The 24,200-nt window shown below is 64.8% G+C and carries 13 protein-coding genes; 3 read left to right on the plus strand and 10 right to left on the minus strand.

The window, feature by feature from the left end; translation table 11 throughout:
• The 3 genes from HA630_RS14110 to HA630_RS14120 form a co-directional block, all read right to left on the minus strand.
• On the minus strand, positions 1 to 311 hold a 311-nt coding region (locus tag HA630_RS14110), incomplete at its 3' end, for an ABC transporter permease subunit (RefSeq protein ID WP_407061936.1).
• A gap of 99 nt (positions 312 to 410) precedes the next feature.
• Positions 411 to 1,598, minus strand: coding sequence for an ABC transporter substrate-binding protein (locus HA630_RS14115; RefSeq protein ID WP_166835446.1), 1,188 nt, complete (start codon positions 1,596 to 1,598; stop codon positions 411 to 413).
• 84 nt (positions 1,599 to 1,682) lie between these two features.
• On the minus strand, positions 1,683 to 2,165 hold the full coding sequence (locus tag HA630_RS14120; RefSeq protein WP_166835448.1) for a flavodoxin domain-containing protein: 483 nt from the start codon (positions 2,163 to 2,165) through the stop codon (positions 1,683 to 1,685).
• 190 nt (positions 2,166 to 2,355) lie between these two features.
• Between HA630_RS14120 and purL the strand changes: the two genes are divergently transcribed.
• Positions 2,356 to 6,381 (plus strand): phosphoribosylformylglycinamidine synthase, encoded by a 4,026-nt coding sequence (gene purL / locus HA630_RS14125; protein WP_166835450.1) that lies wholly within the window; start codon positions 2,356 to 2,358, stop codon positions 6,379 to 6,381.
• A 91-nt stretch (positions 6,382 to 6,472) separates the two neighbouring features.
• Entirely contained in the window at positions 6,473 to 7,012 is a 540-nt protein-coding gene (locus tag HA630_RS14130; RefSeq protein WP_166835452.1) for a hemerythrin domain-containing protein, read from the plus strand.
• Between the two features lie 12 nt (positions 7,013 to 7,024).
• Here HA630_RS14130 and HA630_RS14135 read toward each other — a convergent pair whose 3' ends face one another.
• Both HA630_RS14135 and HA630_RS14140 read right to left on the minus strand, forming a co-directional pair.
• Positions 7,025 to 9,004: a U32 family peptidase gene (locus HA630_RS14135; RefSeq protein WP_166835454.1), complete on the minus strand. Its 1,980-nt coding sequence runs from the start codon at positions 9,002 to 9,004 to the stop codon at positions 7,025 to 7,027.
• A 93-nt stretch (positions 9,005 to 9,097) separates the two neighbouring features.
• Positions 9,098 to 10,567, minus strand: a complete 1,470-nt coding sequence (locus tag HA630_RS14140) for a sensor histidine kinase (protein WP_166835456.1) — start codon at positions 10,565 to 10,567, stop codon at positions 9,098 to 9,100.
• A gap of 166 nt (positions 10,568 to 10,733) precedes the next feature.
• On the opposite strand from HA630_RS14140, the gene HA630_RS14145 reads away from it, so the two are divergent.
• On the plus strand, positions 10,734 to 11,348 hold the full coding sequence (locus tag HA630_RS14145; protein ID WP_166835458.1) for a response regulator transcription factor: 615 nt from the start codon (positions 10,734 to 10,736) through the stop codon (positions 11,346 to 11,348).
• Positions 11,349 to 11,358: 10 nt separating this feature from the next.
• Here HA630_RS14145 and HA630_RS14150 read toward each other — a convergent pair whose 3' ends face one another.
• From HA630_RS14150 to HA630_RS14170, 5 genes are all read right to left on the minus strand, one after another.
• Positions 11,359 to 13,467 carry an HlyD family efflux transporter periplasmic adaptor subunit gene (locus HA630_RS14150; protein ID WP_371809253.1) on the minus strand — a complete coding sequence of 703 codons (2,109 nt, stop codon included), beginning with the start codon at positions 13,465 to 13,467 and terminating at the stop codon, positions 11,359 to 11,361.
• Between the two features lie 3 nt (positions 13,468 to 13,470).
• Positions 13,471 to 14,871: an efflux RND transporter periplasmic adaptor subunit gene (locus tag HA630_RS14155; protein ID WP_166835460.1), complete on the minus strand. Its 1,401-nt coding sequence runs from the start codon at positions 14,869 to 14,871 to the stop codon at positions 13,471 to 13,473.
• Positions 14,868 to 21,755 carry a tandem-95 repeat protein gene (locus HA630_RS14160; RefSeq protein WP_166835462.1) on the minus strand — a complete coding sequence of 2,296 codons (6,888 nt, stop codon included), beginning with the start codon at positions 21,753 to 21,755 and terminating at the stop codon, positions 14,868 to 14,870. The genes HA630_RS14155 and HA630_RS14160 overlap by 4 nt, the downstream gene beginning before the upstream one ends.
• Positions 21,756 to 21,803: 48 nt before the next feature.
• Positions 21,804 to 22,499: an efflux RND transporter periplasmic adaptor subunit gene (locus HA630_RS14165; RefSeq protein ID WP_371809254.1), complete on the minus strand. Its 696-nt coding sequence runs from the start codon at positions 22,497 to 22,499 to the stop codon at positions 21,804 to 21,806.
• A gap of 121 nt (positions 22,500 to 22,620) precedes the next feature.
• Positions 22,621 to 24,177, minus strand: coding sequence for a TolC family protein (locus tag HA630_RS14170; protein ID WP_166835464.1), 1,557 nt, complete (start codon positions 24,175 to 24,177; stop codon positions 22,621 to 22,623).
• Positions 24,178 to 24,200: the final 23 nt, after the last annotated feature.

Here is a 24,200-nt window from a genome sequence, read left to right on the forward strand (position 1 = left end):
ATGAGGCCGAAGGTCAGCAGCACCTGGTCGAGGTGGTCCCGCTTGTAGAAGTGGCGAAACAGCAGCCATTCCAGTGCCAACCCCAGCACCACCGACAGGGCCGCCCCGACCACTATGGCCAAGAACAGGCTGCCGAAGGCGCTGGACAGCGACCACGCCATGTAGGCCCCGAGCATGTAGAAGCTGCCGTGGGCGAGGTTGACCACGCCCATGATGCCGAAGATCAGCGTCAGGCCGGCGGCCAGCATGAACAGCAACAGGCCGTATTGCAGGCTGTTGAGCAGCTGGATCAGAAAGTTCGCGAAGTCCATGGGTGGTCACTCGGGCAAAAAAAGAGCGGCGCAACGCATGCGGGGGCATGGTCGCCGCTCGTTCGTCGGACACGGCGGGGCGGGCCCCGCCTGCCAAGGTCAGGCCATCTTGCAGCCGGTGGCCGGGTCGGCCACGGCTTTTTGCGCAATGCCGATGACCTTGTTTTCCTTGTTTTCCACCTTGCGCAGGTACATGTCCTGCACCGGGTTGTGGGCCTTGCTCATGGTCCACTTGCCGCGCGGGCTGTCGATCACGGCGCCCTCCATGGCGGCGTACAGGTCTTTCTTGTTCGACAGGTCGCCCTTGACCTTGTTGGCGCCCTGGACCAGCAGCAGGCCGGTGTCGTACCCTTGCACGGCGTACACGTCGGGCTGCATCTTGAAGGCCTTGGCGTAGTTCAGGCGGAACTGCTTGTTGCGCGGGGTGTCCAGCGAGTCGCTGTAGTGCATGGTGGTCAGCACGCCGTTGGCGGCCTCGCCGGCGGCTTCCAGCACGCCTTCGGTCAAGAAGCCGGAGCCGTAGAGCTGGATGGTCTTGTGCAGGCCGGCGGCGTGGAAGTCGCGCAGGAACTTGGCCGCGCCACCGCCGGCGAAGAAACAAGCCACGGCGTCGGGTTTGAGGGCGGCGATTTCGGTCAGCAGCGCCTGGAATTCCACGTTCGGGAAGGGCAGGCCCAGCTTTTTCACGATGGTGCCGCCGGCGGCGGTGTAGCTCTGCTCGAAGCCTTCGTAGGCCTCTTCGCCCGCGGCGTAGTTCCAGGTGATCCAGACCGCCTTCTTGTGGCCGCGTTCGACCATGGCCTTGCCCAGCGCCAGCGTGGGCTGGGAGTTGGTGAAACTGGTGCGGAACACGTTGGGCGCACACAGGGCGCGGGTGGCGGCGTGCACCCCGGCGTTGGGGATGAGGCTGAGCACACCGGTGTCGCGGGCCACGCGGTGGATGCCCATCTGCACCCCGGAATGGACGGTGCCGACCAGCACGTCGACCCGGTCGCGCTGGACCAGGCGCTGGGCGTTTTCGATGCCCTTGGCCGGGTTGGATTCGTCGTCCACTTTGAAGAACTCGACCTCGCGGCCACCGAGCTTGCCGCCCTGTTCGTCCAGCGCCATGCGGAAGCCGTTTTCGATGGCCACGCCCAGCTGGGCAAAGGTGCCGGTGTAGGGCAGCATGAAGCCCACCCGCACCTTGTTGGACTGGGCCAAGGCCAGCTGCGGCAGCAGCAGGCCGCTGGAAGCGGCGCCGAACAAGGCGGCACCGTGGGTGAGAACGTGGCGGCGGGTGGTCATGTGGGGGTCTCCTGTGTTGAAAAGGTGCTGCGATGCTAGGCGCGAACGGGTCGGGGCACGATGCTGGCTTACCCTGAAGGCGGGTCAGGCCTGGGGCGCGGCGGCGCGCAGCGCGGGCAGGTGGCTGGTGAGCCAGTCGCGGCACCAGGCGATGCCGGCGTCTTCGGCCACCACGCCGCTGCTGGCGTCGTGGGTCCAGACCTCGCCCAGGCGCTGCGCGCCCAGGTCGGTCAATTTCTCATCGAACTGGCGGCCGCCCATGGCGAAGGTCATGGGGTAGCTGCCCTGGTCGCCCAGCGCCATCACGCCGTAGCGCACGTGGCCCAGGTAAGTGGGGGCACTGCACAGGCTGGCCAGCAGCGCCTGGGCGTTGTCGGGCACGTCGCCGCTGCCGTAGGTGGCGGTGCAGATCAGGAACAGGGCGGGCTCGTCAAACACCGAGGCGTCCAGGCCATCCATCAACTGCACCTCGATCTGCTCGACCAGGTCGGCGCAATCCAGTTCGATGGACTGCGCCACGCTTTCGGCGGTTTGGGTGGTGGTGCCCACCAGGATCTTCAGTTTCATGGGTCTGGAGTGGCCGCGGCGACCGCGTGATGCACTAAATTGCCTTTGATAGCATGCAATATACTGCATGAATGTCGTTGCAACGACTCAGGTAAACCCTAGGTGCAGAGCGCTGCCTCAGACTGGGCTGGCGGGGTCGGGGCGGCATCTGCCGGTAAAATTCGGGGTTACTTTTCACTCAGGCCACACCGTGACCCAGCACATCACCCCGATCGAGGGCGGCGACGCACTCGGCAACTTCCGCGCCCAGCAACTCCTGCCCCGCCTGCAAGCCGTCAGCGACAAGATCGTGGGCCTGTCGGCCCGTTTTGTGCACCTGGTGGACACGCTGGAGCCCTTGCCCCCGGAATTGTTGCCGAAGTGGCAGGCCCTGCTGACTTATGGTGAGCCCTACGCCGGCCCCAGCGACGGCCCGCTGGTGGTGGTGACCCCGCGCATTGGCACCGTGTCGCCCTGGGCCTCCAAAGCGACCGACATCGCCCGCAACTGCGGCTTTGCGGTCAAGCGGGTCGAGCGCATCACCGAATACCGCCTGGTGCTGAAGTCGGGCCTGCTGGGCAAGGCCAGCCTGAGCACCGAGCAGTGGCAGCAGGTGGCCGGGCTGTTGCACGACCGCATGACCGAAAGCGCCGTGGACAGCCGCGCCGCCGCCCACCGCCTGTTCACCGAGCTGGAGCCCCAGCCGATGGAGCACGTGGACGTGCTGGGCGGGGGCCCTGAAATGGGCCGAAAAGCGCTGGAGCGGGCCAACGTGGCCTGGGGCCTGGCGCTGGCCGACGACGAGATCGACTACTTGGTCAACGCCTTCCACGGGCTGGGCCGCAACCCCACCGACGTGGAGCTGATGATGTTCGCCCAGGCCAACAGCGAACATTGCCGCCACAAGATTTTCAACGCCCAGTTCACCATCGACGGCGCGGCGCAGGACAAGAGCCTGTTTGCGATGATCCGCAACACCCACCAGCTGGCGCCGCAGCACACGGTGATCGCCTACGCCGACAACGCCTCGGTGATGGAAGGCCACCGCCTGGAGCGCTTCGTGGCCCAGGCCGGCGGCGACACCAGTCCGGCCTACGCCAAGGAAACGGTGACCCAGCACGTGCTGATGAAGGTGGAAACCCACAACCACCCGACCGCGATTTCGCCCTTCCCCGGTGCCTCCACCGGCGCCGGCGGCGAGATCCGCGACGAGGGCGCGACCGGCCGCGGCTCCAAGCCCAAGGCCGGCCTGACCGGTTTCACCGTGTCCAAGCTGTGGAACGGCTGGGCCGACCAGCCCGGCGGCAAGCCCGAGCACATCGCCAGCCCGCTGCAGATCATGACCGAAGGCCCGCTGGGCGGCGCCGCCTTCAACAACGAATTCGGCCGGCCCAACCTGCTGGGCTACTTCCGCGAGTACGAGCAGACCGTGGCCAGCGACGTGGACACGCTGCGCCGCGGCTACCACAAGCCCATCATGATCGCCGGTGGCCTGGGCGGCATCGACGCGCGCCAGACCCAGAAGATCGAATTCCCCGCGGGCACGCTGCTGATCCAGCTGGGCGGCCCGGGCATGCGCATCGGCATGGGCGGCGGGGCCGCCAGTTCCATGGCCACCGGTGTCAACGCCGCCGACCTGGACTTCGACTCGGTGCAGCGCGGCAACCCCGAGATCGAGCGCCGCGCGCAAGAGGTGATCAACCACTGCTGGGCGCAGGGCGAGGCCAACCCCATCCTGGCCATCCACGACGTGGGCGCGGGCGGCCTGTCCAATGCCTTCCCGGAACTGACCAACGACGCTGGCCGGGGCGCGCGCTTTGATCTGCGCGCCGTGCCGCTGGAGGAGTCGGGCCTGGCGCCCAAGGAAATCTGGTCCAACGAGAGCCAGGAGCGCTACGTGCTGGCCATCGCGCCGGCCTCGTTGCCGCAGTTCCAGGCCTTCTGCGAGCGCGAGCGCTGCCCCTTTGCCGTGGTGGGCGTGGCCACCGAAGAGCGCCAGCTGGTGCTGGCCGACGCGGGCGCCGAAAGCCCGGTGGACATGCCCATGGACGTGCTGCTGGGCAAGCCGCCCAAGATGCACCGCGACGTGCGGCGCGTGTCGCGCCAGGTGGCCCCGCTGGACCTGACCGGCGTGGCGCTGCAACAAGCCGTCATCGACGTGTTGAGCCACCCGACGGTCGCCTCCAAGCGCTTTTTGGTCACCATCGGCGACCGCACCGTGGGGGGCCTGAGCCACCGCGACCAGATGGTGGGCCCGTGGCAGGTGCCGGTGGCCGACTGCGCCGTGACCCTGGCCGACTACGCCGGCTTTGCCGGCGAGGCCATGAGCATGGGCGAGCGCACGCCGCTGGCCGCGCTGGACGCCCCGGCCTCCGGCCGCATGGCCGTGGCCGAAGCCATCACCAACCTGCTGGCCGCGCCGTTCGAGCTGCCGCGCGTCAAGCTCAGCGCCAACTGGATGGCCGCGTGCGGCGAGGCCGGCGAAGACGCCGCCCTGTACGACACGGTGCGCGCCGTGGGCATGGAACTGTGTCCGGCGCTGGGCATCAGCATCCCGGTGGGCAAGGACAGCCTGTCGATGCGCACCCAGTGGCAGGCCGACGGCGCCACGCAGAAAGTCAGCTCGCCGGTGAGCCTGATCGTGACCGCCTTTGCCACCCTGCCCGACGTGCGCGGCACCCTGACGCCGCAACTGGACGCGCAGGAAGACGACACCACCCTGGTGCTGGTGGACCTGGGCAAGGGCCGGCACCGCATGGGCGGCTCCATCCTGGCGCAGGTGCTGAACCAGCCCGGCGGCGCCGTGCCCGACCTGGACGACGCCGAGGACCTGAAGCGCCTGGTCGATGCGGTCAATGCCCTGCGCGCGCAGGGCCAGATCTTGGCCTACCACGACCGCAGCGACGGCGGCCTGCTGGCCGCGGTGGCCGAAATGGCCTTTGCCGGCCACGTGGGCGTGAGCCTGAACGTGGACATGCTGGTGACCGAAGGCGACGGCATCCACGACAGCCGGATGGACACCGGCGACGCCAAGAATTGGGCCGCCCAGGTGAGCGCGCGGCGCGAGGAACTGACCCTCAAGGCGCTGTTCAACGAAGAACTCGGCGTGGTGCTGCAGGTGAAAACCGCCCAGCGCAACGCCGTCATGCAGACCTTGCGCGAGCACGGCCTGAGCAAGCACAGCCACTTCATCGGCAAGACCCGGCCGGCCAGTTCCCCGATCGACCTGGGCAAGGGCGAGTTGCAGGTCTGGCGCGACACCAAGTGCGTCTTCAGCGCCAGCCTGTTCGACCTGCACCAGGTGTGGGACAGCGTGAGCTGGAAAATCAACCAGCAGCGCGACAACCCCGCTTGCGCCGACGCCGAACACGCCGCCGCCGGCGTGCCGAGCGACCCAGGCCTGCACGTGGCGCTGACCTTCGACCCGGCCGACAACGTGGCCGCGCCCTACCTGAACCTGGCTCGCCCGAAAGTGGCCATCCTGCGCGAGCAAGGGGTGAACTCGCACGTGGAGATGGCCTACGCCTTCCACGAGGCCGGCTTCGACGCCCACGACGTGCACATGACCGACCTGCAGACCGGCCGTGCCCGCCTGCAGGACTTCCAGGGTGTGGTGGCCTGCGGCGGTTTCAGCTATGGCGACACCTTGGGTGCCGGCATCGGCTGGGCGCGCAGCGTCACCTTCAACCCGGTGTTGTCCGAGCAGTTCCAGGGCTTTTTCGGCCGTACCGACACCTTCGGCCTGGGTGTGTGCAACGGTTGCCAGATGTTTGCCGAGCTGGCCGACATCATCCCCGGCGCCGAGGCCTGGCCGCGCTTCACCACCAACCAGAGCGAGCGCTTCGAGGCCCGCCTGTCGATGGTGGAAGTGTTGGATTCACCCAGCCTGTTCCTGCAGGGCATGGCCGGCAGCCGCCTGCCGATCGCGGTGGCGCACGGCGAGGGCTACGCCAACTTCAAGCACCGCGGCAACCCGGCCCAGGCCATTGCCGCCATGCGCTTCGTGGATAACAGCGGCGCCGCCACCGAGCAGTACCCGTTCAACCCCAACGGCAGCGCCGGCGGCCTGACGGCGGTGACCACCGCCGACGGCCGCTTCACCGCCATGATGCCGCACCCCGAGCGCGTGTTCCGCAACGTCCAGATGAGCTGGACCGACCTGGCCCGCAGCGGTGGGCTGGACGCCGCCAGCCCCTGGATGCGCATCTGGCGCAACGCCCGCAAATGGGTGGGTTGACGCGCCCCGGCACCGAAGCTTGACGCGGGTCAAACCCGGGGGGAAACGGCCGGACTAGACTGCTCCCAGTCCCACACCGGAGTTTTCCCCCATGACCTTGGCCACGCCCGTTCAAGACGAACCCATCCAAGACTTCACCCAGTGCCACGCCGGCATCGTGCGCAAACTGGACACCCTGGCCGAGCTGCCGGCCTTGCTGGCCCCGGCGGCGCGGGCCCGTGAGATCGCCGAACAGGCGGTGGATTTTTTCCGCGAAGCCATTTTCGAGCACCACCTGGACGAGGAACGCGAACTGTTCCCGGCGGTGTTGGCCAGCGCCGAGAAGGGCGCCGAATGGACCCGGGTGCAGGCCATGGTGCAGCGGCTGACCGACGAGCACCGCGCCCTGGAACAGGTGTGGAAGCGGCTGGAGCCGGGCCTGAAAAAACTCGCCAAAGGCCAACCCGCCGACGTGGACGTGGCCGCGATCGACCAATTGGTGGGGCAATACCAGGCACACGCCCGCTACGAGGAGGCCGAGTTCCTGCCGCTGTCGCAGACCATACTGGGGCGCAACGCCAACCACATGGCGGCGCTGGGCATGTCGCTGCACATGCGCCACAACCGCGCCCCGCTCAACGCCTACGTCTGAGCGAGCGGCGGTTCACACCGTGGGGGCGGTGGGCCGGGTGCGGTAAAAGCGCAGCGGGCTGGCCGGCACCTGGTTCAACACACTGCGCTTGATCTTGCCGACCACGTGCATCTCGCACGGTTTGCAGTCGAAGCGCAGGGTGAGCTTTTCCTTGCCGTTGATGAGCTGCAGCGGCTCGGCGCGCACCGTGCCCTGCACCCCGGTCACCCCCTTGGCCTGCTTCGGGCACAGGCTCAGGCTGAAGCGCACGCAGTGCTTGGTGATCATCAGGCTCACCTCGCCTTCTTCCTCTTGGCTTTCGTAGGCGGACGCAATCACCTGCACGCCGTGGCGGGCATAAAAGTCCCGCGCCTTGTGGTTGTACACGTTGGCCAGGTAGCTCAAGGTGTCCTCGGGGTAGGGCGTGGGCGGCTCCACCGGGGTGGCGCGCGGCAGGCGCGGCAGGGCCTGCGCGCGGGCGGCTTCCAGGGCCGCCACCGCGTCGCGGCGCAAAGCGTTGAGCACCGAGGCCGGCACGAACCAGGGCTGCGCCAGCTCCAGCGCGGTGTCCAGCGGGGTGAACACGGTGTCGCCCAGCCGGCCCAGTTGCTCGCGGAGCTTGTCGGTGGCCAGCACCGGGTCTTTGGCCGCTTGCAACGCCAGCGCCACCTGGGCCTGGCCGGTGTGGCCGGCCTCGTCGGTCAGTTGCAGCGTCAGCCCGTCGGCGTGGTCGCGCAGCGTCATCCAGACGCCGATGCGCCGCTCGGCGGATTTTTTCTCCAGCGCGCGCACCCAGTCCATGCTGCGGTTGCGGTTGATTTCTGTGCCCGGGCGCAGGTCTTTGAAGCCGGCCATCGGGTCTTTGGGGAAGATGCGCCACAGCCGGTTGCGCGGGCCTGGGCCCAGCGCTTCGACCCGGTTGGTTTGCAGGCCCACGAGCTCCTTTTGCAGGTCGTAGTAGCACAGGCCGTCGCCGTTGCTCAGGGCGGTGGCCGGGTCGTTCAGCTCCAGGTCCACGCTGTTGGGGTGGACCTTCGTCACCCAGCCGATGGCCTGGCCGGGGTTCTTGGGCGTGTCGAAGGCGCCAATGTCCTCCTGGCGGCCCTGGACGAAGTAATCGGTGAACTCGCGGTTGAAGTTCTGGTTCGGGTCGGGCCGGAAGAAGAAGGTGCACTCGCCGTGCGAGGCGCGGGCCAGTTCGGGGCGTTCCTCCAGAATCTCGTCCAGCAGCACGCGGTAGTGGGCGGTGAGGTTTTTCACGTAGCCCATGTCCTTGTAGCGGCCTTCGATCTTGAAGCTGCGCACGCCGGCGTCGATCAGGGCGCGCAGGTTGTCGCTCTGGTTGTTGTCCTTCATGGACAGCACGTGCTTGTCGTGCGCCACGATACGGCCCTGGCTGTCCTTCACCTCGTAAGGCAGGCGGCAGGCCTGGGAACAGTCGCCCCGGTTGGCGCTGCGGCCGGTGTGGGCGTGGCTGATGTAGCACTGGCCACTGTAGGCGACGCAGAGCGCGCCGTGGATGAAGAATTCCAGGTTGCAACGGGCGGGGTCGGTCGCGGCGCGGATGGCGGCAATTTGCGCCAGCGTCAGTTCACGGGCCAGCACGATCTGGTTCAGCCCGGCGTCTTGCAGGAAACGGGCTTTTTCCGGGGTGCGGATGTCGGTCTGTGTGCTGGCGTGCAGCTGGATCGGCGGCAGGTCCAGCTCCAGCAGGCCCATGTCCTGGATGATCAGCGCGTCCACCCCGGCGTCGTGGTACTGTTGGATCAGCTGGCGCGCGGGCTCCAGTTCGTCGTCGCGCAGGATGGTGTTGAGCGTGACGAACACCCGGCTGTGGTAGCGGTGGGCGTGGCGCACCAGGCGCTCGATGTCGGCCACCGAGTTGTCGGCGCTGGCCCGCGCCCCGAACGACGGCCCGCCAATGTAGACGGCATCGGCACCGTGGTTGACGGCTTCGATGCCGATGTCGGCGTCGCGCGCGGGGGAAAGCAGTTCGAGTTGGTGGGGCAGCATAAGTGGGCCAAAACCTGAAAAGGGGGCAACCGCGTATTGTCGACGGAAAGCCGCCGGGGTGCCAAGCGGCCGCAGCGGTGCAGGTGTCCGGGTTCAGGTGAGCAGGGGCAAACGGATTTCCACCACGGCCCCCTGGCCGGCCGGTGCCACGGCGTTGTACGCCAGCAGTTCCCCGCGCCAAGATTCCACAACCATTTGGGCAAAACTCAGGCCCACGCCGACGCCATCGTCTTTGGTGGTTTGCAAGGCCAAGCCCGGTTTCAGCGCCAAACCGGCGGGCAAGCCGTGTCCGTTGTCTTGCACGCGGAGCACGCCGTAGGCCATGCCGTGTTCCTGAACCTGTCCCGTGGTCAGCAGGATGCGCCCCTCGGGTATTTGGTCGCCACGCAAGGACTCGAAGGCATTGGTCACCACGTTGAAAATCACCCGTTGCAGCAACACCCGGTTGACCCGGACGACACCGCCCGAAGGGTCTTCCGTCCGCCGCTCCAGCCGCACGTGTTGGCGTTGGGCCTGGGTTTGCAGAATCGGCAGCAATTCGTCCAGCACCTCGTCCCACGTCAGCGGCTCCAGCGGGGCTTGCTGGCCGGCCATCAAGGTGCGCAGGGTGGTCAGGGTGGACGCCATTTTGTTGACCATGGTCAGGGCGTGTTGCACGCTGGGGTTCGGCTGGCCGGTTGGAGCGGCGTCGCGCAGGCTCATGCCGTCCAGAATCGACAGCAGGGCCTGCAAGGGTTGGCTGATCTCGTGGACGATGGCCGAGTTGTACACGGCCAAATTGCTGACCGCCGAAAAGCGTGAATTCAGCAAAATCATTTCGTCGCGCTGACGGACCAGGGCTTGCAACTCTTGTGTGTGCTGTTCCGCCAGTCGCTGCTGCTCGTTGGCGCGCGCTTCTGCCAGTTGGTGAGCCAATTGCCGCTGGTGCAGCTTTTCCATCACAAAGCCCCCGTAGCCCAACACATGCAGCACCGACACCAGCGTCACCACCACCACCGCCACATTGGTGGCCGGTGACCCGGCAAATGCGTCGGGGCCACCACCATCCACCAGCGCCTGAAACAGCCGAAGCCCGTTGGGCAACAACACCACACCTATGCCCAGCGCCACCATGAGCAGGCCACGGCTGTCGTGACGCCGGCTCACCCGCCACAGCAGCACCATCAACCACACATCGCCCAGTACCAGCAGCGTCAGGTTGATGGTGTAACCCACCGACATGCGCAAGCCCTGGGCTTGCAGCCACCATTGAAACGCCGCGTAAGCCACCCAAGTGGCGGCGGCCAGGCGCCAAGGGATGGCAGGGCGCTCCAGTTCCCAACGCATGGATTCAAGGGCCAGGCCCACCGCCAGCACAAACAGCACTGCGGCCTCGGCAGAAAATCGTCCCCAGTAGCCGACCAGGCCCAAGGCCACCGCGTTGCACGCCACGGCGGAAAACCACAGGCGGGCGCCCCGGTCGCGGGTGCCGCGCATGAACAACCACACCAGCACGGGTAACCCAAAGATGAGCGTGGCGCTCAGCACCAACAGCAACTGAAACGCTGGGAAGTTGCTGGGCATCACGTGGGAGCCGGGTCTGCGGGTGGCGCGGCAGCGGGCCGCCAGCACAGCACCCCCGGCGGCATGGCAGGATTTGTCACAGGGGGCCTATCCAATTGGGTAAAGACAGAATAAGTGATTGCTATATTATGAACCTCATGGCATTTTTTGTTCATTTCCATCCGTGATGCGTCAGCAAGGCCACGTTTACCTGGTGGATGACGACCCAGATGTGCGCTTTTACCTGGGCGACCTGTTGCGACAACTCGGCTACAGCGTGGCCACCTACGAGGATGCCGACGTATTCTTCCACCAGGCGATGGACCTGTCGCCCGCTGTGGTGCTGATAGACATGCGCATGCCTGGATTGAGCGGTGTGCAAGCCCAGCAAAGGCTGCGGGAAATCGGTCGTCACACGCCGGTGGTGTTCATCAGTGGGGAAAGCCAGCCGCAAGAGATCATCGACGCCATGAAAGGCGGGGCGGTGGACTTTTTGATCAAGCCCTTCAACCGCGAGCAATTGGTGGCCGCCGTGGACCAGGCGCTGGCGCACGACGCCGCCGAGCGCGACCGTTTTGTGCGACTGACCCGCGCCAACCGCCTGTTCCAGACGCTGACCGAGCGGGAAAAAGAGGTGTTCTTCCTGATCTTGCAGGGTCATGGCAACATGGCCATTGGGGAGCAAACGGGCGTGCAGGCCGGCACGGTGAAGAAACACCGTGCCGCCGTGTACGAAAAATTCGGCGTGGCCAGCACCGCCGAGTTGATGGACGCGTGCCAAGGGCTGGGCCTGCGGCCCTGACCCCGCCGCGTCAAAAGCCCATTTCCCGCACCAGCACCGCCAAGCCCTGTTTCAGGTAGCGGCTGGCGGGCGCGCTCCAGTCGGCATGGATGGTGACGCGCCCCCGCCAAGTCATACGGTGCCACTCGGGCGGTAGCGGGCCTTGTGGTTCCAGCGTCACGCGGTAAATGGCCCGCTCGGGCACCAGTTGCCCCGCTTTTTCCCGGGTGAGCACGTGCCCGCCCAAGTGGGCGGCCAGTTCCGGGCGAGGCAGCACGCGTGAAGCGTCCTCGTCCACGGCCACCACCCGCAGCCGCAGACTGGCATGCGTGGGGCCGTCGGCGATGAACACCGCGCGGTCACCGGCTTTCACGCGCTGCACCACGTCTTCTTCCAGCCAGGTGTCCACTTGCCAGCGGCCGTCGTCGCGCACCAGCACCGCGACCTTTTCCTGGCGTTGCAGCCACTGGCCCACCCGCAGGTCAGGGTCAAGGTCGCGCAACCGCCCGGCATAAGGGGCGACCGGGTTGTAGTGGCGCAACTCGGTGTCCAGGCTGACCAACTCGGCCTCGGCGGTTTGCAGCGCGTCTTCGTGCACCAACAGGCGGTTGCGGGTTTCGGCATCGAACGCGGCCGAGGCGGCTTGCCAGCGCGCCTGCTTGAGCCGCGCCTCCAGGGCCTGGCGGCGCAACTGCAGGTCGGGCACATAAAGCCGAACCAGGGTGTCGCCAGCCTGGACGTGCGCTCCTTCGCCAAAAGGCAGTTCTTCTACCCGCGCGCCAGACGGGGCGAACACCGGCCACATTTCTGCCGGGTGCAGCATGGCGCTGGCCGTCACTCTGCCGGGCCAGGGCACCACGGTCAGGCCCAGCACCAAGGCCAGGACTCCCCCTGTCCAGCGGCTGCGGCGTTGCTGGCGGATGTCGGGCCAGCGTTGCCGCCACACCTTCAGTTCGCGCGCCACAGGCCACCACACGAACCACAGCAATTCCACCGCGAACAGCACCACCCCCAATGCTTTGAAAAAGTAGTGGTACACCAGCAAGGCAATCCCCAGAAACAGCACCAGGCGGTACAGCCAGGTGGCCCAGGCAAAGCCGATCAGCGCACGTTGCTGGTGTACGGGCAAGTGTTCCGGCGGTTCGTCGTTCAAGGCAAACAGCACCCGCCGCAGGTGCCAGCGCGCCAGCGCAAAGCTGCGTTCGTGCAGGTTGGGCCAATCCAGCCAGTCGGACAAGATGAAGTAGCCATCGAACCGCATGAAGGGGCTGGCGTTGATGGCCAGCGTGGCCACCCAACTGGTGGTGGCCAACACGAAAGCGGCCGATTGGAGGCCGCCTTCGGGCAACAGGCCCCAGGCCAGCGTGGCCCAGGCGGCAATGGCCAACTCCGTCAGAATGCCGGCCGAGGCCACCGCCAAACGTTGGCGGGGATGGGTCAGGCGCCAGGTTTCGTTGGTGTCGGTGTAGGCCACGGGCCACATCACCAAAAAAGCCAGCCCCATGGTAGGCACCCGACAACCCATGCGCTTGGCGGTGAAGGCGTGGCCCAGTTCGTGCAAAAACTTCACGCACACCAGCGCCACGCCGTAGGACACCAGCCCTTCCCAGTTGAAGGTGTCCACCAGCGAGGTGGTGAACACGTCCCAACGGCGCACCACCTGGGTCAAACCCAGCAGCAAGGCGGCCAGGGTCATGAACACGAAGGTGCGGGTGTAAAACGCACCCGCCACGCCTTGCCAGCGCCCCAGCCAGGCGTCGGGCCGCCACAGGGGGATGCGAAAAAACAGGTAATGGTGCAGCAACCATTTCAGCGGGCTGCCTTGCATCTGGGCCAGCCGGTCGGCCATTTGACGCGGGGTTTGGGCACCGCTGGGCTGCACCAGCTGGTTCTGCACCAGAAACTGGGCCACCGCCAGCACATCGTCGCGCCCCAGCTGCAGCGTGGTGTGCGCCGCGATGTCGTCTGCCATGGCCTGGGGGTCGTCCAAACCCCAGCGTTGCAGCACCTCGAAGGTGGGCCAGTCGATGCGGAAGAACAGGTTGCGCACCGGGTCGTGCAGGATCCAGCTGGGTTGGCCATCGGGCAGGGTCGGGCCGGGCAGCAGGTTCAGCTCATCGCGCAGCAAGGGCAAGGCCACGGCTCACACTCCCAGGGTGGTGCGCACCCAGGCCAGGGGGCGGCGCAGCATCCAGTAGCCCAGCGGCACCCACCCGCCGTTCAACTTGGCCGTGCCCTTCAGACCCACGCGGTGGGTGGTGGGGGCCGCCAGTGCGGCGCGCACGCGGTAGGCGTAGCTGCCGTCCGGGCGTTGCACCGCGTCGTGCGCCAGGTAGCGCAGTCGCGCGTTCACCGGCGACAGCGGGCTGGCGTTGAGGTAGAGCCTCACGGAAGCGTCGGGTGGCAGGGCGACCGCATCGGCCAGGGGCAACCAGGCTTCCACCTCGGCATCGCCCGGGGCGGCCAGGCGCATGATGCGCTCCCCCACGGCCACGGGCTTGCCGATCCATTCGGCCGGATCGTCGAACAAGGCCACCCCATCGGCCGGGGCCAACACCCGGGCGCGCTGCAGTTGCTCGCCCAGGTAGTCCACCTCGGCCCGCTTTTCTTCGATCTTGCCGGTCAGCAAAGCCAGTTGCTGGCGGTACTTGGCGTCCACCAGCGCCAATTGCATGGTTTGGCGGTATTCGGTTTCGGCTGTGGCCAGGGTTTGCTGGGCCACGTCCAGCTTGCTTTGGATCAAGGCTTCGTCAAAGCCGAACAGGGGCTGGTTTTTCTGGACCAACTGGTTGGGCTGGACGTGGAAGGTGTCCAGCACCCCGTCCAGTGGGGCGCGAACGACGACCGGTTGCGCCGGCACCAGTTCGCCCGGGGCCAGCACCGTCAGCCGCACGGGCAGGGCCAGTAACAGCAGCACGGCAGCGGCCCAACGCACGCGATTTTGGCGCCACCACGGGCGGTTGGGCTGGCGCAGGAAATGGTTGGCCAGCCGTTGGCGCAGCGCCCGCCAAGAACTCAGGCGTGGGCGGTGCAGGGCGTGGAAGGCGTGCCACCAGGCGCTGGTCCAGTCGCGCAACAGGGCCTCAGCTTGATCGGACCATGGTTCGTCACGCACCAGCAACAGCCCGGCTTGGGGCGGTGTGTCCGTGCCGTCGGTTGGGTGCGGCATGGGCAGCCACACGGCATGGGCAGGCCACCATTCGGCCCATTCGCGGGCCAGTTCGGGCGGCACGTCTTGCGCGGTGAAGGGGCGGGCTGCGCCCTTGGGCTGGTTGACCAGATGCTGGCAAACCGCCTGCAGCCAGAACCCGTACGGCGCATTGGCTTCGGGCTGCAACACGCCCGACAGGGTGTAGACCCCGCGGTCGGCCAGCCACAGCACGCCCTGGCGGTAAGGCGCCAAGGCGAGGGTGTCGTTCACCAGCAGGAAGCCCAGTTCCTGCGGGCTGGCGGCTTCGCGTGCGCGCCGTTGCAAATCCAGCAAAGCCGCCAGCGCCTGCACGGCGCGTGGGCCCGGCAGTCCGGTCTGGGCGGTCACTGTCATCCGGCTTGAGCGGCTGCGCGTTCAGCCGCAGGGCCACGTGCCACCGGTTTGGCTTCCACCGGTGCCCGGCTCCAGTCGGCCCAAGGCGTCTGGCTGCGCTTGCCGGCCAGCTTCAACTGCTCGGTGAGGCTCGGGCGGCCCGCCAGTTTGGGCTTGGCTTTGTCGTCCCCGACAAAGAAGCGGAACGGTGCCACCGCTTCGCGGCCTTCCTGGTCGCGGGCAATCACCATCAGCTTGAGTTCGCGCTGGTCTGGCGGCAAATCGGCCGGCGGGTTCACCGTGAAGGTGCCGGATTGCGGGTCAAACACCACCCAGTCCGGCAATTCCGAGCCGTGCTGCAGCTTGGCGATCAACGTGATTTGCGCGTCGGCCTTGGTGTGGGCAAAGGTGTCGTAGGGTATGGCGAAACGGCTCTCGATGCCCGGGTCGGCAAATTGGTCGGTCACCGCGTTGGCCAGTGTAAGGTTGGGCGGCAGGGCGGGGTTGCCGGGCTCGGCCACCACTACCGGGAAGCCGATGTCGCTGGTCAGAATGGCCTCCACCGGGAAGGTGCCGATATACAACTGCGGCTCGGCCGAACTGACCTGCATCACCGTGGCGGAGTTGAAAGCGGGCAGCGGCTCAGGCGGGATATCGGACGGTGCAGGCGCTGGGGCCGGCGCTGGCGCAGACTCAGGGGCAGGCGGAGGTGGTGGCTCAGGTGCAGGTGCCGGCGGTGCATCCACCACGACAGCTTCGCTCAGGTCATTGCCGGCATCGGTCGGATCGGGTTGATCGCCACTGGCGGCCGAGACGGTGTTGGTCAGGGTGCGTCCACCTTCACCGACCTTGACCGTGCCAGTGAGCGTCAGGGTCGCGCTGTCGCCGTTGTTCAGCGTGCCGATGGACCACAGCCCCGTCCCACTGTTGTAGCTGCCCTGGCTGGCTGTGGCATTGACGAAGTTCAGGCCGCTGGGCCAGCTCTCGGACAGGCTCACACCCGTGGCTTGCGCCGAACCGTTGTTGCGCACGGTGACGGTGAAGACCACGGTGTCACCCACGGCAGGTGTGGCGTCACCGCTGGTCAGCACCTTGGTGGTGATCAGGTCGGCGCTGGTCACCACCACGCGGTCGTCGTCTTTGGTCCCGCCTTCATCCGCGCCGCCATCACCGTCGTTGTCAATCTTGCCTGTCTCGTCGTCAACGATGGAGTTGGTGTCTGTGTCGGTGATGGAACTGTTGGTCGCGTAGCTGGCCAACAGGGTAAAAGTTTCTGCACCTTCGTAAGGGGTATCGGCTTCAGTGGTGATGTTCACACGGACCAACACCGTTCCGGTGTTCCCCCCGGGCGTTGTGCTGCCGGGCACCATGGGGCGGTCGCCTGTGGTTCCATCCCATGTGTAGGCGGTCCACGTGGTGCCGCCATCCACAGAAAAATCGACGGTGAAGCCTGTGGTGGTGGCATCGACATCGGCGGTGCTGGGCGTGTTGCCCAGAGCCAGATTCAGTTCGTAGCCTGACTGGCCCGTCACGGTGAATGTGGCGTAGGTGGACGCTTCGTTGAATGTCAAACCACCCACCACATCAATGGTTCGGTCGTCGTTCAGACTCGTGTTGTCGGTCACAGGTGTTAGGCCGGCGCCCGGAGATTGGTCGGGGTACTGGGTTCCCGTGCCGTCGTCAAGGATCGTCCCAGACCCGTTCGCCGTGGTGCCTCCGGTATTTGTTGCACTCAAGAAGAAGGTTTCTGGCCCCTCAAAAGGCGAGTCGTTGACGATGGGCGTGCGCACCAACAGTTTCCCACCCGCGTCCAATTGCACGTATGCGCCGGTGTTGTATGTGGCCCAGGTGGAACCGTTCCAATATTGGAGGCCTGTTCCGCTGGCTGCGCCAAAATCGGTGCCGCTGCCTGTGGCCGTGCCGCTGCTCAGGTTCAGTTGTGTCCATTGGTTTGCTGCACCAGAAATGGTGAACACCCCAAATGGTGAACTCTCGTTCACTTGAATGTCGTTGACCGTCAGTGGGCGGTCATCATCCAAAAGCACGGGCCCGGTGTTGGGGTCGACGTTGTTGGTGTCGGGCGTGAACGTGTTGTTGGTGCCCTTGAAAATTTGGCCTTGGCCATCGTCGCGGATTTGGGACGTACCGTCTGCCTGGGTATTCCCCGCGTCGCTGGTGACGTTGGCCGTGCCTGCCGCGTTGTAGGCGGTCAACTTCAGGGTCTCAAAACCGGCACTGGTCGTCTCGAAAGCGCTGTCTTGCAGCACGGCCGTGCGAACCAGCAGTTTGCCGTCGTCGGCTGTGGTGTCCGGGATTTGAATCAACCCACCGGTGTAATTCACCCAGCCACTGCCGTCGAAATATTGCAAATTGGGCAAAAAGTCCGTGCCCATGTCGGCATGTCCAGCCCCGTTGCCGGTTTCGCCCAACGCCAGCGTGATCCATTGGTTTTCTGCACCGGTCACTTCAAACACCACATACGGGGATGCTTCGTTGACGATGGACCCCATCACCGTGAGCAAGCGGTTGTCTGGGTTGACGTCGATGGTCGTGTATGCCGTATTCGAGTCGGCGCTGCCATCGTTGACTTTGACGCTGACCACGCGGTCCACGGTGGAGGTTCCGGTGGAGCTGAAAGTGATGGAACGAATGGCCGCTTGGTAGTCGGCCAGTGAGGCGCTGCCGGTTAGCGTGATGGTGATGACCCCATCCTCCATTGGCGTTGTACCCACTGTGATACCGTTGGGCAGTGTGCCTGTGTTCAGCGCATCGCCCGGTTGTGGGTTGGTCAGGACGATGGTCGCGTTTTCGATGTTCGTGTCATCAATGTCGGTGATGGTGACGTCGGTATCGCCAATCGGCACAGGCGTGCCCGCATTGCTGTAAGTGGTGAGGAAGCCGGTGCCAGCGACCGTGCTGTCGTTCGTATCCAAATCCAGCGCGGGGGCGTCATTCACCGGTGTGACGGTGATAGACAAAGTACTGCTCGCCCCTGTATTGGTGGTGTAGGTGATGACCGGGACAGTGCCATTCCAGTTGGCCGACGGCGTGAAGGAATACGAACCGTTGCTGTTCAGCGTGATGGAACCTACCGCGCCGCTGCCATCGGTGATGGGGAATGGCGTCCCAACGGTGGGGCTGGTTCCCATACCGGCAACCGAAAACGATGCAACCGTCAGAACACTGTCAATGTCCGAGTCATTTGCTAAAACGTTGCCAGTGGCGACGGAGTCTTCGTCAATCGTTTGGCTATCAGGCGTCAGCACCGAGGCGTCGTCAACGGGCTGAATGGTGATCGTCAGATTCGCGGTGTATGGCTGGCCATCACTGCCAGTTCGGGTGTAGGTGACCGTTGGCACGGGGCCTATGTAGTTGTCCACTGGGTCAAATGCCACACTGCCGCTGGCGTTGATGGTCAGGGTTCCCACTCCCGTAATCGTTGCGGTGGAGCCTGCGGCGTAGGTGGCGCTGTCGCCAGCCACTTTGAAGCTGGCCACATCACCAAGTGCGATAGCAGAGCCACCCGTGCCGTCCGCGTCGTTGGACTTGACCGAGTCGCTACCCGACGGGGCGCCGTTGAAGGTGACGTGCGTGCCGGTGCTTTCGGAGACAACCAGGGTGTCGTTCCCCAAGTTGGGGGCGTCCACGCCATAAACCCGGATGTTGATTGTGGCCGTTCCGCTGCAACCGTTGGCAGGGTCAACGACGGTGTAGGTGAAACGCTCAGTCACAACCTGGGTTGCAGACAAGTCGGTCGTGAGCGTGTAGGTGTATCCACCATCCTGGTTTAGGATCAAATAACCATAGTTGCCAGCCATGTACTGTTGTGTGGCTGTGGCTGTGACTGTGATCCCGTTTGGATCGGTAAATGTCAGCGAAGTATTGGCAATGTTGACGGCTTGGCTTAATGTGATTGTTTTGTTGGCCGTGTCAACGCTCACCACGGTGGTGCCGGCTGGAATGCCCGTGCCGGAAACCTCATCGCCTGCTGAAATCCCAGATACGTCACTTGTTGTCGAAATGGTTGTGCTTGAACTGGTGTTTGCACTTGTAATGTCAACACTGACCGTTGCGACGTTGCTGTTGCCCGGATCTTTGATATACAGATTGGTGTTCTCGTAGTTGTACAAGGCGACGTTGTCGCTGAAGATCAAGGTTGCTGTACCCCCACTTCCGCTTCTGTAAACCGTGAGTTGGGCTCCAGTCTTGTCCAAGGCAGGTTTGGTTTGCGCGGCATCCAGCCAAACAGGTTGGGCAGGCGAGGTCGGGACAATGGCAGTCCAACTACCAGAAACTTGCGTAACCACCAAAGTTACAGAAGTGATTGGCGACGAGGCGGAAAGCGTCACATCACTCCCGGTCGGTGGCGTTGTGCCATCAACCAACTTGACCACCAACTCGCCATTGGTGTTGTCAACATCGCTATCGTTCGCCAAAACGCCTTTGGCCCCAACGGTGATCGTGCCGTAGTTGCCAGCCGACTGATTGGTGCCTTCCTCAAAACTGCTGAAATCGTCCACGCCCAAAGGTGCATCGTTGGTGCCGTTGATGGTCAGCGTCAACGTGGTCGTGGCCGTACCGCCATTCCCATCCGAAATGGTGTAACTGAAGGTCTCTGTCTTGCTGTCCCCACTGTTCATCGCATCAATGGCGGTCAGGGCGTTGTTCAGCACGTAGGCGTAAGAACCGTTCGCACCTATGGTGAGTGTGCCGTACTGCCCCGCAATGGCGGTTCCATTGGCGCTGGTGGTGCCCGAAGTCACGTTTTGTGTATTGCCATACGCGGTGATGCCCGTGACGGTCAGCGTATCGCTGTTGGCATCACTGTCCGGTGTTCCATCTGCGAGGACGTTGCCCGTCGCCGGCGCAGCAGTCACACCACAACCGGCCTCGTTCACCGAATTGGTGTCGGCATTGGCCACAGGTGCTTGGTTGCCTGGTGTAACGTGTACCGTGAGCGTGTAAGTGCTGCTGGAATACGCTTGGCCATCTGAAACCTTGAACTGGACGGTGGCGTAATCGTTGCCACTTTCGTTGTTGTCGGGCGCGAAACGCACCCGGCCTTGCAGAATTTGAGCGACTGTGATGTCCTGGTTCAGCGTCACCGGTACCCATGCACTCCCGTTCCAGTATTGCAACGTGCCGTCCGTGGCCAACTCGGTGATTTGAATTTTCACCAGTGGATCGTTTTCGGGGTCGGAATAGGTGCCGAAGTCGTTGAGGCCCAGCACCATCGGGATGTTTTCCGGTGTGGTGATGGCGTCGTCCGTGCCCGAGGGTGCGTCGTTCACCGCCGTCACGTTGATGGAGAAGGTGGCGGTGGAGGTGGCGCCGTAAGCGTCCGTGATGGTGTAGGTGATGGGCGGAACCGGCCCGTAGAAATTGGCTGCGGGCGTGAAGGTGTAGGCGCCCGTTGATGAGATGTTCATCGTGCCGACACCTGCGAGGGTTTTGTCACCCGTCAATGTGACGCCTGTGTAGGTGGTGCCATTGACGGTGAAGCTGGTGAGGGTGAAGGTGTCCCCTGTGGGGTCGGAGTCGTTGCTCAACAGGTTGCCGGTGTGTGGTCCACTGTCCTCGGCTATGGTCAATGCGTCGGCCACGGCAGTGACGGTGTTGGGCGGCAGCAGGCTGTTCAGCGCCGAATCCACCCGGTCAGACGATGACCCGACGTTGGCCACCGTGATGGTGCCCAGGTTACCGTCTTTGGTGCTGTTGATGGTTTTGCTGACACCCGTTGCCGTGATCTGGCTGTCGAACCAGGCTTGATCCACCACCAGCAAGAAACCCCGGTTGTCCATGACGTTGCTGTCGCCGTCAGCGTTGCTGTCCGCCTGCGCCGTACCGAAGTCGATGAAGTTGACATCGGTCCAGAAGTAGAAACCGCGAACCACGCCGTTGGCCTTGATGGGGCGACTGATCCAGCCGTAATAAGTTTCGCCGTTGATGACGATGGACGTGACGGAAACGTCGTTGCCACTGAAATTCCTGTCGCCAGTGCCGTCAACCACCTGAACTTCGTTCAGTTGGTGCGTGGCGTCGAAGTAGTGCAGGTTCTGTTCTTTGTCCGCCCAACGCTCGGTGGTGTTGATGATTCCATCGGCGTTTTGGTCGTAGACCATCTCGTAGGCACTGCTGAATTTGAACGAGGCAAACTCCACCTCATAAGACACGCCGTTGACCGTGACCCGACCCGTATCGCTGGCCAGCGTGCTCTCGGCCAGGGTGGTTGGCTCGCCCGGCATCACGTGGGCAGCAAACACGGCGCCTTCGTCCCCATCGGTATCACCATTGGGGTTGAGGAAGTCGTCGATGGCATGTCCGAGTTCTTCTACCAAGGCTTTGGTGGCATCCGTACCGGCAAACAAGTCAAACCAGTAGGGGTTGATGAACACCGTGGGCTGGCCATCCGGTCCGGCATGGGTGTACGCCGCAATGGTGGTGAACACGCTGGCACTGTCCATGGCCACCACGTTCAGGTTGAAGCGGCCGTCTTGCAAAGCCGTGCGCAAATCGGCCAAGCGTGCGGTCCAAGCCGCGTCTTGCTCGGTCAGCCCACCGTTGAACAGGTTGAACAGCGTTGGGGCGTCCGCATTGGCAATGAAGTCCTTCACGGCTTGGTCGGCCTCGGCCATGGCCATGGCCAGCACCGGGTCGTTCAAGTCGGTGCGGAACAGCGGGGGCACTTCGACGGCGATCGGAGCCACGTCCACGATCTCGGTGGTGGTGTCGTGGCTGTCCGTCGCGTCTGTGATGTGCAGCGCATCCACCAACGCCGCGCCGTCGAACATGAAGCGTTGCTCCAACGCCATCGGTGCGGGGCCTTTGCGAACCAGCTTCTTCTGGCGCGTGGTGTTGCCCAGCTGTGCGGTGGCGGAGGTGATGGCGCTGAGGGTCGGATTCATGATGCTATTTACGATAAATGTCTGGGCGCGGTGCAACGGGCGTTGGTGTCAGCGGTCGGAAGGTGGGTTGACCAGTACCTTGCCGCTCATGCCGGCCATCAACTCGGAAAAGCGGCCGTCGATGGCCGCGGCCACCTTGACCGACTGGCTCACCGGGTCCACCCGGGCGCCGATGCGCGTGAACTTGGCCGGGTAGGTTTTGCGGGTTTCGTCGATCTGCACCTCGAACTTGGTGCCGGTGCGCAGCCAGCTCAACCAGCGTGAGGGCACCAGGAATTCCAACTCGAGCACGCTGTCGTCCAGAATGTCGAGCAAGGCTTGGCCGGGCTGCACGTACTGTTGTTCGCGCACTTTTTGCTCGGCCACCCGGCCGCTGAAGGGGGCCGCAATGCTGCACTTGGCCAGCACGGCCTTGTTGGCCCCCACCTCGGCGTTGAACTTGCTTTGGGCCGCTTTGGACAGGTCCACTTCCAACTGGCCCACAGAATTCAGTTCCAGCAGGCGCAGGTTGGTGCTGTGGGTTTGCTGGGCGCCTTCCAGTTCGGCTTGGGCCTTTTGCAACTGGGCCTGCTGCAGGGAGCAATCAAACCCCACCAGCAACTGGCCGGCCCGGAAGGCGCCGCCTTCGCTCACGGGCAGGCGGTTGACCTTGGCGCCGATTTCCGCGGCGATGGTGGTGTAGCGGCGCGGCAGCAGTTGGGCCCGGATTTCCTGGCGTTCGATGGCGGTTTTGGCCTCGGCCAAGGGGGCCGCGTTGGTCGTCTGCCTGGACCCCCCCGGGGTGTTTTGCGCCCATAGGGGTATTCCGGCCAACGCCACCAGCATTCCAACAACGAATCGATTCATGTGCTTCCCGAACGTTCGGTCACTTGGCGGCCGGGGTGGCGGTCAGCGCGGCCCAGGGGTTGCCTTTGACCTGCTCGGTCAGCTGCGCCAGGGTCAGGTCGCCGGTGCTGCCGATCTTGGGTTCCAGGCCCAGGTTGGCGATCAGGCGGCTTTCGGCCAGGTGCACCTGCGACAGCGCCTGGTAGCGGCGCAGCAGGCTGAGGATGGCCGTGGTCTCGTTGGCCACGCGGTCCAGCTGGCTTTGGGCCTGCACGCTCTGGCGTGCGCGGATGTTTTCGGCGATCTTGTTGTCGACGCTGTAGATGGCGTCGGCCCGGTTGAACTGGGCGCGGGCGTTTTGCAACTGCAGGCGGGCCAGGTGCAACTGGGTCACCACGGCCATTTGCATGGCCATGCGGCGCTGGTCGGCCAGGGCCACGCCGGCCTCGGCAAACTTGATCTGGGTGGGGCCGGTCAGCAGGTTGAACAGGTTGAACGAGAGTTGCAAGCCGGCTTCGTTCCAGTTGTTGTGCACCAGGTATTCATCGCTGTCGTACTTGACGCTGTAGTTGAACGACAGGTTGGGGAACAGCCGGGTCATGGTTTTGCGCACTTCGGCGCGGGCCACGCGGCCGTTGTAGTGCTGTTCGCGCAGGTCGGCGTTGTTCTCCAGGGCCACGGCTTCCAGCTGGGCCATGGGGGTGGTCAGCGGGGTGTCGTGGCTGAAGTCCCCGCCGGCTTCGGCCAGTGTGATGGATTGGCCCACCGGGGCGTTGATGAGCGAGGCCAGCTCGACCTGGGCAGTGGACAGCTCCTGCGAAATGGCTTCCAGCAAGCGCAGGTTTTCCAGCAGCTGACGCTGGTAACGTAACGAATCGAGCGGGCTGCGCAGGCGCTCGGCCTCGGCCTGGCGAGCGTCGGTCAGGGCTGCTTCGGCCATTTTCTGCGTGGCTTGCACCTGGTCGCGCAGTTTCTGGGCGCTGACCGCACGCCAGTACACGGTGCGCACGTCTTGCATCAGCACGTGCATGGCCTTGCGGCGTTTCTCGGCGGCAATCAGCACCCGGTCGGCCGCCTGCTTGGCGGAGGTCTGGCCCACCATCACGTCCAGCAGGTTCCAGGTCAGGCCCAGATCGGCTGTGCTGTGGTCGGCGGCTGAGGAGTAGGAGGACGTGGTCCTGTCCATAGTGCCGACATCGCCGTAAGGCGACACGGGGTTGTAGCGCTGGCTGAACGTGGCGCGTTCGCGGCTGCGGTCAGAATAACCAGCCTGGGCCACCAGTTTGGGCAGCATGTCGAACCGGGTCACGTCGAGTTGCTGGAGCGCGATCGACTCTTCCATGAGGCGGGCGCGGCGGTCGAGGTTGTATTTGAGCGCGCGGGCCATCGCTTCGTCCAGCGTCAGGGGGCCGGTCACCGGCTCCACGCCCTGGCGCATGGCGGCCGTGTCGGCCTGGTTGGTTTGAACCAGTTCTGGAGCCTCAATGGCCTTGGGCGCCAGGCTGCCACAGGCCGCCAACACCGCGACGGCAGCCGCCACGGACAGCAGCTTGAAGCCGCGTTTGCCATTGATGGAGAGGATTTGTGAGTGGCTCATGACACGCTGTGGATGAATTGAAC

Source organism: Aquabacterium sp. A08 (assembly GCF_011742065.1).

Bases quoted from the DNA above. Each gene is read 5' to 3' on its own strand.
- HA630_RS14115 (WP_166835446.1), bottom strand. From the start codon at position 1,598: ATGACCACCCGCCGCCACGTTCTCACCCACGGTGCCGCCTTGTTCGGC.
- HA630_RS14120 (WP_166835448.1), bottom strand. From the start codon at position 2,165: ATGAAACTGAAGATCCTGGTGGGCACCACCACCCAAACCGCCGAAAGC.
- HA630_RS14170 (WP_166835464.1), bottom strand. From the start codon at position 24,177: ATGAGCCACTCACAAATCCTCTCCATCAATGGCAAACGCGGCTTCAAG.
- HA630_RS14155 (WP_166835460.1), bottom strand. From the start codon at position 14,871: ATGACAGTGACCGCCCAGACCGGACTGCCGGGCCCACGCGCCGTGCAG.
- HA630_RS14135 (WP_166835454.1), bottom strand. From the start codon at position 9,004: ATGCTGCCCCACCAACTCGAACTGCTTTCCCCCGCGCGCGACGCCGAC.
- HA630_RS14160 (WP_166835462.1), bottom strand. From the start codon at position 21,755: ATGAATCCGACCCTCAGCGCCATCACCTCCGCCACCGCACAGCTGGGC.
- HA630_RS14145 (WP_166835458.1), top strand. From the start codon at position 10,734: ATGCGTCAGCAAGGCCACGTTTACCTGGTGGATGACGACCCAGATGTG.
- HA630_RS14140 (WP_166835456.1), bottom strand. From the start codon at position 10,567: ATGCCCAGCAACTTCCCAGCGTTTCAGTTGCTGTTGGTGCTGAGCGCC.
- HA630_RS14130 (WP_166835452.1), top strand. From the start codon at position 6,473: ATGACCTTGGCCACGCCCGTTCAAGACGAACCCATCCAAGACTTCACC.